Raw genomic sequence first — 11,312 nt, forward strand, 5'->3', positions numbered from 1 at the left:
CGCGCGGCAGCACCGCAGGGCGCCACAACTCGACGCCATGATGCGCAGTCGCAGACGCAGACGCAGTCGCGCGGTGCAGCACGGGAGGACGTCCTCATCGCGCACCGGCGGAGGCCACCCGGGCCGGGCGGTGCCGACCCGGGTGGCCCGGTGCTCAGCCGGACGCGGCGTTGTCCAGCGCGCGCCGCACCAGCACGCGCGCCAGGTGCTCGCGGTACTCGGAGCTGGCGCCGGCCTCGTCCGCCGGGGAGGTGCCCTCGGCGGCGCGTTCGGCCGCCTCCGCGTGGCCCGCTCCCGCGGCCAGGGCCTGCTCCACGCCCGCGGCGCGCAGCGGTGTCGGCCCCATGTTCACCAGCCCGACGCGGTCGCCGCACACGGCCACGCCGACCACGGCCCAGTCGATCGCGCGGCGCGTGAACTTCTGGAAGTCCCAGGCCCGGCCCGCGGCGTTCGGCACCCGCACCTCGGTGAGCACCTCGTCCTCGCCGACGGCCGTTTCGAAGAAGTCGGCGAAGAACTCGGCCGCCGGGACCTCGCGGGTGCCGTTCGGCCCCTGCGCGACGAACACGGCCTGCATCGCCAGCAGCACCGCGGGCAGGTCCGAGGCCGGGTCGCCGTGCACCACCGAGCCGCCGAGCGTGCCGCGGTGGCGCACCTGCGGATCACCGATCGTGCCCGCGGCGTGGGCCAGCAGCGGCGCGTCCGCCCGCAGCACGTCCGATGCGGCCAGATCGTGGTGCCGGGTGAGCGCCCCGATGCGCACCTCGCCGTCCGCGCGCCGGACGTAGGACAGCTCGCGGATGCCGCCCACGTCGACGAGCACCTCGGGCGCGGCCAGCCGCAGCTTCATCAGCGGCAGCAGCGAATGCCCGCCCGCGAGCAGCTTCGCGTCGTCGCCGTGCTCGGACAGCAGGTTCAGCGCCTCGTCCACCGAGCTCGCCCGGCGGTAGGTGAATCCTGCGGGGATCATGCGTCACCTCCCGTCCGCGCCGAGCCCTGCGGGGTCGCGGTGGCCGCGGCGCCGTCCTGGGCCGCGCTGAGCACGGCCCGCACGATGTTGTGGTAGCCGGTGCAGCGGCACAGGTTGCCTTCCAGTCCGGAGCGCACGTCCTGCTCGGTGGGGTCGTCGTTCTCCCGCAGCAGCGACACCCCGGCCATGACCATGCCGGGGGTGCAGAAGCCGCACTGCAGGCCGTGCTCCTCCTGGAAGGCCCGCTGCATCGGGTGCAGCTGCTCGCCGTCGGCGAGGCCTTCGATGGTGGTCACCTCGCGGCCGTCGGCCTGCGCGGCGAGCACCGTGCAGGACTTGACCGACTCGCCGTCCAGCAGCACGGTGCACGCGCCGCAGGAGGTCGTGTCGCAGCCGGTGTTGGTGCCGGTGAGCCCGCAGGCATCGCGGAGGTAGTTGACCAGCAGCGTCCGGTCCTGGACGTCGTGCTCGCGTGGTGTGCCGTTGACGGTGGTGGAAACGCGCACGGAAAAGCTCCTCGAAGTTCGTTCAGCGCTGCTCGTTCGCCTGCCGGATCGCTCGCCACACCCGCTCCGGCGTGGCGGGCATGTCGAAGTGCCGCACTCCCAGGTGCGACACGGCGTCGATGACCGCACTGTGCACCGCGGGAGTGGAACCGATCGTGCCGGCCTCGCCGATGCCCTTGACTCCCAGCGGGTTCAGCGTCGTCGGGGTTTCCTGCTCGAGCAGTTCGAAGCTGGGCAGGTCGGGCGCGGTGACGATGGCGTAGTCGGCGAGGTTGCCGGTCTGCGGGTTGCCCTCCTCGTCGTAGGACATGTGCTCCAGCAGCGCCTGCGCCGCGCCCTGGGCGATGCCGCCGTGCCGCTGCCCCTCGGTGAGCACCGGGTTGAGCACCGTGCCGGCGTCGTCGACGGTGATGTGCCGCCGGTGCTCGACCTTGCCGGTCTCGGTGTCCACTTCGACCACGGCCACGTGCGCGCCGAACGGGAACGTGGGGCTCTCCTCGGTGAAGTGGTCGTCGGCGGCCAGCCGTTCCGCGTCGCGCGCGGCCAGCTGCGCCCAGGACACCGACACGTTCGGCGAGCCGCGGACCCGCCAGGACCCGGCTTCGAGGTCCAGCTCCAGGTCCTGCTCGTCGATCTCGACGAGTTCGGCCGCCAGCGCCCGGCCCTTCTCCAGCACCTGCTCCGTCGCCCGGTGCACCGCGGTGCCGGCGAGTTGCAGCGACCGCGAACCCATGGTGCCCACGCCCTGCGGGATGCGGTCGGTGTCGCCGTGCACCACCTCGATGTGGTCGAGGTCGATGCCGAGCTGGTCGGACACGAGCATGGCGTAGGAGGTCCAGTGGCCCTGCCCGTGCGGGGAGCTGCCGGTGAGCACCAGCGCGCTGCCGTCGGGGCGGATCTCGACGCGGCCGGTTTCGCCCGCCTTCGCGTCGGGCGCGGTGATCTCCACGTACGCCGACACGCCGACGCCGAGCTGGTGCACGTCGCCGCGTTCCCGCCGGCGCCGCTGCTCCGCGCGCAGCTCGTCGTAGTCCACCGCCGCGAGCACCTTGTCCAGGGCCTGCTCGTACTCGCCGGTGTCGTAGACCGGGCCGCCCGCCGTGGTGTACGGGAACTGCTCGGGTTGGATGAAGTTCCTGCGCCGCACCTCGGCCGGGTCGGCGCCGATCTCGGCGGCGAACAGGTCCACGGCGCGTTCGACGGCGGCGGTGGCCTCCGGGCGTCCCGCGCCGCGGTAGGCGCCGGTCGGCGTGGTGTTGGTGACCACGGCGCGCGCGGTCGAGCGCACCCGCGGGATGTCGTACACGCCGGAGACCATCATGCGGGTGAACGTGGGCAGGAACGCGGCCAGCCGCGGGTAGGCGCCGGTGTCCTGCGTGATGTCCAGCCGGTAGGCCTCGATGGTGCCGTCGCGGCGGCCGCCGATGGTGATCGTGTGCCACTGCCCGCGGCCGTGCGTCATGCCGAGCATGTTGTCGCCGCGGTCCTCGCCCCAGCGCAGCGCCCGGCCGCTGCGCCGGGCCAGCCACGGCAGCAGCACCGATTCCTGGTCGATGCCGATCTTCGCGCCGAAACCCCCGCCCACGTCGGGCGTGACCACGCGGATCTGCTCGGTTGCGAGCCCCAGGTTCTCCTGCACCACGTCGCGGCAGGACTGCGCGTTCTGGTTGGACAGCCACAGCGTCACCTTGTCGCCGTCCCAGGCGCAGGCCGCGGCGCGGCCTTCCAGCGGCACGGCGGCGACGCGCTGGTTCTCGATCTCGCGGGTGACGACCACTTCGCAGTCGGCGAAGATGTCCTCGTCGACCTCGCCGGTGGACCCGACGACGTTCGTGCCCGCCTCGTCGAACAGCACCAGCTCGTCGCGTGCGGCTTCGCGGGCGTCGACGACCGCGTCGAGCGGGTCGTAGTCCACCTCGACGAGCTCGGCCGCGTCCTTGCCCTGCTCGCGGGTTTCGGTGAGCACGGCGGCCACGGGCTCACCGGCGTAGCGCACCGCGTCGCGGGCCAGGTGCGGGCGGCTCATGGCCTCCGGAGCGGGGCCGCCGAGCTGCCCACCCGGTCCGAGCGGCGGGATGTCCAGGTCCGCGCCCGTGAACACCGCGACCACACCGGGCCGGGTGCGGGCTTCGGCGGTGTCGATCGCCGTGATCCGGGCGTGCGCCATGGGGCTGCGCACGAACGTCACGTGGGCGGCACCGGACAGTTCGGGTTCGTCGAGGTCGTCCACGTAGGTGCCACCCTCGGTGAGCAAACGCGGGTCTTCGCGGCGTTCGACCCGGGTGCCGAGAATGCTCAATGCTTCCTCGCAGTCGCTTCGTGGTGGGGGAGTGGTGGCGCTTCCGACGTCGGGCGTTCGGAAACGGGCGCCGGCAGGGGGTTTCCCGGCAGGGGATTTCCCGGCGGAACCCGGCCACCGCTGCGCAGTGGGTCAACGACGCGGGCAGCGCCGTCTCAGGCGTACGTCGTGGGCCGGGGCGTCACCTCCTCGTCGGTTCCGCGGACGTGCCGGAGGCCTTCGGTGGCCGCCGAGCGCATGAGGGCGGCGTCGGTGGCGAGGGTCAGCATCCCGAATCCCAGGCCCCGCCACCGCTGGGCGGTGGCCGCGTCGGCGCAGTGGATGCCGGGGATGACGCGGTTGCGCCGAGCACTGGCCAGAATGGACCGCACGAGCTGCTCGTGCTCCGGTTCGACCACGTCGAGGCGCGGCGCGATCCCGTGTCCCAGCGCGAGGTCGGACGGGCCGACGTAGGCCGCGTCCACACCGGGCGTGGACAGGATGTCGTCCATGTTGCGCACCCCGTCGGGGGTTTCGATCATCGTGGCCACGATGGTGCGGTGGTTCGCGGTCTCCGGTGAGTAGTCGGGCACGTCGAAGGACGCGCGGATCGGGCCCCAGCTGCGCGTTCCCAGCGGCGGGTACTTCGCCGCGGCCACGGCCGCGCGCGCCTGCTCGGCGTTGTCCACCATGGGCACGATGACGCCCTGCGCACCGGAGTCGAGGGCCTTCATGATGTGCTCGGGCGCGTTCCACGGCACGCGCACCAGGCTCGGCGTTCCGGTGGCGTGCAGCGCCTGCAGCATCGGCACCAGCGCGTCGTAGCCGATCAGCCCGTGCTGGGTGTCCACGCACACCCAGTCGAAGCCGCACCGGCCCATGAGTTCGGCGGCGAACGGGCTGGGGATGGAGCACCACCCGCCGACGCTCGCCGGCTCCGTCCGCAGGTTCTCGTGCAGCGCTGGCATCGTGCTCCTCCGTGGTGTCGGCCGGGTCATCCGGGGATGCCGAGTTCGGCGGAGAACTGGGCGAGACGCGCGATCCTGGCCACGTACGCGGGCGCGAAGGTCATCCAGCCGGCTCCTGTCGTGGACGGCGAGCGCGGTGCGCGCGATCGGCGCCGCGCCGCTGCCGAGAGCCTAAGCCAGGGCGGTTCAGGCGTGCAATGCTTCACCCGGCGCGGCAGCCAGGGCGATCGAAAGAGTGTGCGATGAACGAGGTTTCACTTCCCGGGTTGCGCGAACGTGTGTCGTTCCCGCTCGTCGTGGGCAACCCTGGAGGTGACCAGGCCCGGTGCGCAGCGAGGTGGCGCGATGGCGATGAGGGTGGAGCTGGCCGACCTGCGGCGGCTCGTCGGGCAGCTGCGGAGCACGGCCCACGCCCTGCGGGCGCGGTACGGCGAGCATCCGCAGCTGATCGCGGTGGACGAGGACGTGGAGCGGTTGCAGATCGACATCGCCGAACTGGGCGTTCTCCTCGGGCAGCTGCCGCAGCAGCCGCCGGCGGGTGGGCAACCCCGGTCCGGTGCGGAGGGGTCGGCCGGAGCTTCCCGGACCGGCGGTGGCCGGCAGGAGGGGACCGTGTTCGTCCCGGAGGCCGAGCACGACCCGTCCCTGTGGGGGCACGTCGACGACGAGGGGCTCGGCGGCCAGCTGCACGGGGGCTGACCGGCCGGGTCGTCGGCGCTGACCGGCACTGAGCTGGGCGGCGCTGAGCTGGGCGGTGCTGATCTGGATGGGGGCGTTCCGGGGGCGGAAGGCCCCGGCGGTGTGCGCGGCGGCTCGGTGACCGCGGTGGCTCGGTGACCGCGCGGGTCAAGTCGGGTCACGGGGCGCTGTTCGGGCTGGTCTCGGCGGGCCGGTGCGTTGCGTGGCGACCCGCGACTCGAAGGATCGTTCGGGACCGCGGTTGTGGCAGGATTCGGCCGGTTGGGCGCGCTTTCTCGCCGCGGTGCGCAACGGGAGCTTCGAGCGGTGATCACCGGTTTCGGATCTGCGTCAGGTCTTCGTGGACCCTCCGTGTCTTCGCGGGCGCTCGCGGGCTGCTCTTTTCGGGGGTCGGTCTTCGGATGAGCCGAACTGGCCCGTGATCATCGCCACACCTTTGATCGTGCGATTCCCCTGCGTCCGATGAGGGGCGTTCGAGAAGATGGCTCGATCGGAGGTGAGTGCGTCCCAGGGGAGGAGGCGTGGCGATGTCGGGCTACGACGTGGACCCGGTGGCGTTGCGCAGCGCCATCAACAAGCTGAAGGAAGCGCGGAAGCGGACGCTGAGTCTGGGCAACGAGGCCAGCAGGCTTGAGGCAGGCGAGCTCACGGCAAACGATGCTGCGACTGACACTGCACGAAAGGCTTTCGATGGTCGTGCCTCCACTCAACAGCACTCCTTGCAGGAGTTCAGCAGGTTCCTGGCGGATAAGATCCAGGAAAAGATCGATGCGTACGAGCAAACCTTGAAGCAATACGAGGAAGCCGATCAAAGTGCCGCGGAACTCCAATCTCGACTGTGATTTCCTGCGGTGGAAATGACGCTTTGACGTTGGGAGGTCAAGTGTTGAAGCGCAATGCGGCAGCAAGTCTGCTGCTTGCTGCTGCGGGTGTGCTGACGGCGTGTTCTGGTGGAGGCTCTCCGGAGGGCGGCGCGCAGTCCGAATCCGCTCAACCGGAGCAGTCCGCGAGCTCTGGCAAGCAGGTCGAAAATCCGAAGAATGCGTCCGGCGTTTCACCCTGCGATTTTCTCTCGCCGCAGAAGGCGGAGTCGTTGGGCATGAATCCCGAGGGAGAAGAGCGGAGCTCGGTGACCACCGGTTCGCAGACGTGCGGTTGGGATAACCCCGATTCCGGAAATCACCTCGACATGGCGGTGATTGAGGACCGTTCGATTCAGTCCTACCTGCAAAAGCGGAATACGTACACGGACTTCGCTGAGCTTGATATTGCCGGCTATCCGGCGGTTCGGGCGAACAAGGCCAATCCGCAGGAGATCGGAGCGTGCGATGTGTTCCTCGCTACCAGCGAAAACCAGGTCGTAAGCTCGCAGATCGATATCATGGATGGCCCAGCAAGGAATGATCCCTGCGGTGCGGCGCAGCAGGCGCTCGAAGAAGCCGTGTCGAACATTCCCGATGCGAAGTGACTCGATGAAGAACAGTGTGATGGTGGGGGTTTCGTGAGTACGGAAATCGCTTCGCTCTGCTACGAGAGCCCGGCGAAGGAGTACCGCAAGCAGATGGGCGGCTCGGTGGAGGCGACGAGCCTGCCGGGGCCCACGCAGGAGGGCGTTCAGGCCTGGGAGCGGGTCGGCAAGGAGTTCGACGGCATCATGGAGGACGTCGCCGGCGCGCTGCGGCAGGCCGAGTCGGCGCACCAGGGCCGCGCCGCCGACGCGGCGAACGCCTCGATCGCCGAGATCAAGCCGCTCGCGGAGCAGGCGGCCGGCACCGCGCGCGGGGTGAAGTCCTCCCTCGAACAGCAGGTGCAGTACCAGCACACGGCGTTCAACGACCTGCCGGCGCGGGGGGACAAGCTGGAGAACGGCCGGGACGTGCAGCTCGACCCGCCCGAGAAGGGCTGGGTGGAGAACACGGGGCTGGACGGCAACCCGGTCACCGGCTGGATGAGCGACTACGAGGAGCGCCAGGAGGACTTCGCCACCACCAGCCAGAAGGCCGAGACCGCGATGCGGCGCTACCGCTCGGAGACCGAGGGCGTCGTCGACGGCACCCCGCGGTTCGAGCGGCCGGAGGAGGACGCGCCGTCCTCCCCGCCGCCGAGCAGCAGCACGAGCAGTGCCAGCGCGAGTCCTGCCGGCTCCGGCGCGGGCACGGCGACCCCGGCGGCCACCTCCTCCGTCTCGGCGGCCCCGGCGGCCGCGCCGAGCGCGGCATCCACCGCGACCCCCGCGCCCTCCGCGCCGGCGCCGACGAGCTCGTCCTGGGCGAACTCCGCCGGTGTGCCCGGGCACGGCGGCATGATGTACCGGCAGAACCCGCAGACCGGTGCGTGGGAGCGGCAGAACCCGCACAACGGCCGGTGGGCGCCGGCTCCCTACGGCCCCGGCGGCCCCGGTTCCGGCGGTGGACCGCGCGCCGCGGGAGGTCCCCGCGCGGCGGGCGGCCCTGGCGGTGCGCAAGCGGGCGCGCCCCGCGGCGGCCCCGGCGCTCAGGGTGGCCAACCAGGTCCGGGCGGACGCGCGGGCATCGGCAACACCGCCTCTCCCGGCAGCGGGAACGCGGGCGCCAACGCCGCTTCGAACAACGCGCAGAACGCGCGCGGCGGCCCGATGGGCGGCGGTGGCCGCGGTGCCCAGGGCGGCCAGGGCGAGGACGAGGAACACGAGCGTCCCAGCTGGCTGGTGGAGAACGAGGACGTGTTCACCAACGACATGCAGCGGGTCGCGCCGCCGGTGCTCGGCGATCCGAACGAAGGGCGCTGATGAACACCCGCGCACAACGGCAACTCAGCCTCTCCCCGGAAGCCGTGCACTACCTGTGCGAGCGGTTCGACCTGCGCCTGCACCCCGTGCTGCGCGTGGGGTGGTTCCCGGTGGAGGCCACCGACGACGACCGGCGTGCCCTGGAGCGGCGCGCCCACGACGAACTCGTCCAGCAGGGCCTGCTGGACGAGGGCGATCCGCACCCGTTCGTCGACGATGCGCTGCACCTGCTGGCCAAACCGCCGCTGGCGGTGGCGCTGGCCGCGCGCGTGCCCGCCGGCGAGGACTTCAACGCGGTCCTCGTCGAGCAGGGGCGGGACACGATCCAGGCCTACCAGCCCGACGGGGAGAACGCCGAGCAGGTGCGGGAGATCCGCCTCAGCCGGCACGAGTTCGGCGGGCCCGCGCGCAACGCGGTCGACCTGCTCGGCGGTGTCAGCGCGGCCACCGGCGGGTCGGTCTCGCTGCCCACCGAACAGCTCGACCGGGTCGGCAGCAGGCGCGGCAGCGGGGGACTGCTGGCCGCGCTGCGCTCGGCCGGCGTGGGCGGCAGCGACGCGCAGGTCCTCGTCAAGGCGCTGACCGGCGAACGCACCATGGACGGGGTGTTCACCCTGCGGGCCTACGACCGGAAGTTGCAGCGGCCGCACAAGCTCAGCAGCAACCTCCAGTTCTTCACCACCACCGAAGGCACCTACTTCCTCCGCCGCAAAACCAGTGGTGACGGGCGCGAGTGGTGCACCATCGCCCCGGCGGACAACCGCAAGCTGGTCTCCCAGCTGGACGAGATGGTCAAGGAGCTGACCGCGCAGCCCGCGCGCGCCTGAACAGGTGGGGCCGCCGGGCGGAGGCGGTGGCCCCACCCGTGTCCGAGCCCGTCGGGTTCTCCGGGCCCGCCCGGCCCGAGACGGGCGGTTTCGCGCGTGTTCGAGCATCCCCGGAAGGGCGGTGTCTCCGGGGATGCCCGCGCGGTGTGCGCTCGCTCCCGCGGAAAGGGGCACGCGCAGGGGTGGGTGCAACGAGGTACGCGGAAAAGGGGTGCGCGCATCCGGGCGCCGCTGCGGACGCGCTCGGCGACCGGCCTCAGCGCTGGATGCGGCTGTTGCGCGCGCTGAACTGGCGGCCGAGCTCGGCGACCTCGCGCTCCATCTTCGGCACGAGCTCGCGTTCGGTCTTGGCCATCAGGCGGGAGACGAGCTTCGAGGCGGGCAGGTTGCGCAGCCAGTGCATGAGCATGATCGCCCGCGGGACGTAGATCCGCCGCGCGCGGCGCTGCACGCCGTCGGCCATCGCCTCCGCGCAGGCCTGCACCGTCGTCGTCGACCGCATCGGCCACGGCAGCTTGGCGCGCATCTCGCGGAACGTCGGCAGATCGCTCGAGGCGTCGCGCACCAGGTCGGTGTCCACCCACGATGGGTGCGCCGAGCCGACCGCCACGCCGAGGTAGGCGACCTCCGAGTGCAGCGCGCTCGCCAGGGCCTCGACGCCCGCCTTGCTCGCGGTGTAGGCGGCCATGCCCGCGACCGGGGCGAACGCGGACAGCGAGGAGACGGCGAGGACGTAGCCGCGGCTTTCGATGATGTGCGGCAGCGCGGCGTGCACCGTCTCGAAGACGCCGTTGAGGTTGACGTCGATCGTCTTGCGGAACGCCTGCGGCTCGCTCATCCGGACCGTGGAGAGCGGGGCCAGGCCGGCGTTCGCGATCACCGCGTCGAGCCGGCCGAAGTGCTCGACCGCGGCGGTCACCGCGCCGCCGATGGATTCGCCGTCGGTGACGTCCGCTTCGGTCCAGAAGTGCTCGGGGCCGAGCTCGTCGGCCACGCGGGCCAGCTCCTCGGGTTCGAGTCCCACCAGGGCCAGTCGTGCGCCGCGGCGGGCGAGTCGCCGCGCGGTCTCCGCGCCGATGCCTCGGGCCGCACCGGTGATCAACACGACTTTGCCGGAAAGGACGGGGCCGGACGACTTCGCCATGAACGCCTCCCTGCTGAGCGCGACCGCTTACCGATCAGTAGGTTACTGATAGTAGGTTCTGTCGGTCGGCGGCGGAAGGGGGTGCGGCGAGTCCACTGCGGCGGTGCCCGCGGCACCGGTAGCGACCGGGGACGAGAGAACGGGCCGATGCGAACGGCGCACCGCTCCGCATCGGCCCGGCTGCGCAGGGCTCCGGCCGTGCGGGTCCGCCGCTGCGCGGAACCCGGCCCGGACCCGGGTGGCAGGCCCGGGCTGCGCAGGCTCCCGGTTCGGCAGGCCCGGCCGTGCAGGGGACCTGCTTTGCGGGGCGCGGTGGCGCCACCGCGCCCACCGATCAGTTCAGCGCCTCGAGCTCCGCGATGTTGCTCTCCGCCTCGGAAGCGACCTGCTGCGCCAGCTGCTGGATCTCAGCGGGCTGCTCGCCCTGCGAGGCCTCGTTGTCGGCCAGCTGGAGCACGAACTGCTCGAGCTCGAGCGTCGTCGAGGTCCACTGCTCGCGGAACCGGTCGCCGCTGAGCGTGGTCAGCTGCTCGATCTCCTCGCCGGTCGGCAGCCCCTCGGTCTCCGCGAGCCCGGCGTCCTCGACGTTGCTGCGCAGCTGCTGCGGCAGCGAGTCCAAATGCGCCTGCGCCTGCTGCCCGATCCGGCCGGCCAGTTCGCTGATCTGCTGGTTCTGGCTCTGCTGCCCGGCCTGGGCGAGTTCCGCGAGGCGCCGCTGGCTGGCGACCAACTGCTGCTGGAACTGCTGCCCGGAAGCCTGCTCGCCTTCGCCGCCCCCGCCGGTGTCCTGGGCGCGCTCCGGAGCGTGCGCCGGCGGCGTGCCCGGCGCCGGCGGCATGTCGCTGGCTTCCTGCGACGGCGAGCAGCCCGCGAGTGCGAGCCCGCCGACCAGCACGGCGCCGATGATCGTGCTCCTCCGCACGTGCTTCCCCTCCAACAAGTGTGCGTTGGTCGTCCCAGCGCGGCCCAACCGGTGCCTCCCGGTCCGACGACCCGGTCCGACGACCCGGTCCGACGACCCGGCGAGACCCGCACGGCGAGTCGACCGGCCCCCGGCGTGCTCCCGCGGGGTCCGCGATCGCGGCTCGCCGGTGCTGCCGCTCGCCGGTGCTTGGCTGCCGGGCTTGGGCTGCCGGAACCTCTCGGACGTAGG

The 11,312-nt window shown here is 72.0% G+C and carries 12 protein-coding genes; 6 read left to right on the forward strand and 6 right to left on the reverse strand.

All coding sequences use genetic code 11. The annotated features are described in order from the left end of the window. Positions 1–154: 154 nt before the first annotated feature. From ACVGV2_RS04660 to ACVGV2_RS04675, 4 genes are all read right to left on the reverse strand, one after another. Positions 155–970, reverse strand: a complete 816-nt coding sequence (locus ACVGV2_RS04660; protein WP_459164811.1) for an FAD binding domain-containing protein — start codon at positions 968–970, stop codon at positions 155–157. Beyond that, positions 967–1,476, reverse strand: a complete 510-nt coding sequence (locus tag ACVGV2_RS04665; protein WP_459164812.1) for a (2Fe-2S)-binding protein — start codon at positions 1,474–1,476, stop codon at positions 967–969. The genes ACVGV2_RS04660 and ACVGV2_RS04665 overlap by 4 nt, the downstream gene beginning before the upstream one ends. Before the next feature lie 22 nt (positions 1,477–1,498). Continuing rightward, a complete protein-coding gene (locus tag ACVGV2_RS04670; RefSeq protein ID WP_459164813.1) occupies positions 1,499–3,775 on the reverse strand; it encodes a xanthine dehydrogenase family protein molybdopterin-binding subunit in 2,277 nt (758 codons plus the stop codon). A 155-nt stretch (positions 3,776–3,930) separates the two neighbouring features. Further along, positions 3,931–4,722 carry an HpcH/HpaI aldolase family protein gene (locus tag ACVGV2_RS04675; RefSeq protein ID WP_459164814.1) on the reverse strand — a complete coding sequence of 264 codons (792 nt, stop codon included), beginning with the start codon at positions 4,720–4,722 and terminating at the stop codon, positions 3,931–3,933. A gap of 345 nt (positions 4,723–5,067) precedes the next feature. On the opposite strand from ACVGV2_RS04675, the gene ACVGV2_RS04680 reads away from it, so the two are divergent. The 6 genes from ACVGV2_RS04680 to ACVGV2_RS04705 all read left to right on the forward strand — a co-directional run bounded on the left by ACVGV2_RS04680 (position 5,068) and on the right by ACVGV2_RS04705 (position 9,015). Continuing rightward, entirely contained in the window at positions 5,068–5,421 is a 354-nt protein-coding gene (locus ACVGV2_RS04680) for a thioesterase (RefSeq protein WP_459164815.1), read from the forward strand. A gap of 193 nt (positions 5,422–5,614) precedes the next feature. Further along, positions 5,615–5,731, forward strand: coding sequence for a DUF397 domain-containing protein (locus tag ACVGV2_RS04685; RefSeq protein WP_459164816.1), 117 nt, complete (start codon positions 5,615–5,617; stop codon positions 5,729–5,731). 217 nt (positions 5,732–5,948) lie between these two features. Then, entirely contained in the window at positions 5,949–6,263 is a 315-nt protein-coding gene (locus ACVGV2_RS04690) for a hypothetical protein (RefSeq protein WP_459164817.1), read from the forward strand. Between the two features lie 41 nt (positions 6,264–6,304). Continuing rightward, entirely contained in the window at positions 6,305–6,889 is a 585-nt protein-coding gene (locus tag ACVGV2_RS04695; protein WP_459164818.1) for a DUF3558 domain-containing protein, read from the forward strand. A gap of 33 nt (positions 6,890–6,922) precedes the next feature. Continuing rightward, positions 6,923–8,188, forward strand: coding sequence for a hypothetical protein (locus ACVGV2_RS04700; RefSeq protein WP_459164819.1), 1,266 nt, complete (start codon positions 6,923–6,925; stop codon positions 8,186–8,188). Continuing rightward, positions 8,188–9,015 (forward strand): ESX secretion-associated protein EspG, encoded by an 828-nt coding sequence (locus ACVGV2_RS04705; RefSeq protein ID WP_459164820.1) that lies wholly within the window; start codon positions 8,188–8,190, stop codon positions 9,013–9,015. The genes ACVGV2_RS04700 and ACVGV2_RS04705 overlap by 1 nt, the downstream gene beginning before the upstream one ends. A gap of 256 nt (positions 9,016–9,271) precedes the next feature. Here ACVGV2_RS04705 and ACVGV2_RS04710 read toward each other — a convergent pair whose 3' ends face one another. Next, the gene (locus ACVGV2_RS04710; protein WP_459164821.1) at positions 9,272–10,159 is read right to left on the reverse strand and encodes an SDR family oxidoreductase; all 888 of its coding nucleotides are present in this window, start codon (positions 10,157–10,159) and stop codon (positions 9,272–9,274) included. A 334-nt stretch (positions 10,160–10,493) separates the two neighbouring features. Beyond that, a complete protein-coding gene (locus tag ACVGV2_RS04715; RefSeq protein WP_459164822.1) occupies positions 10,494–11,081 on the reverse strand; it encodes a DUF4142 domain-containing protein in 588 nt (195 codons plus the stop codon). Positions 11,082–11,312 lie beyond the last annotated feature (231 nt).

This window comes from Bounagaea algeriensis (genome assembly GCF_054491375.1).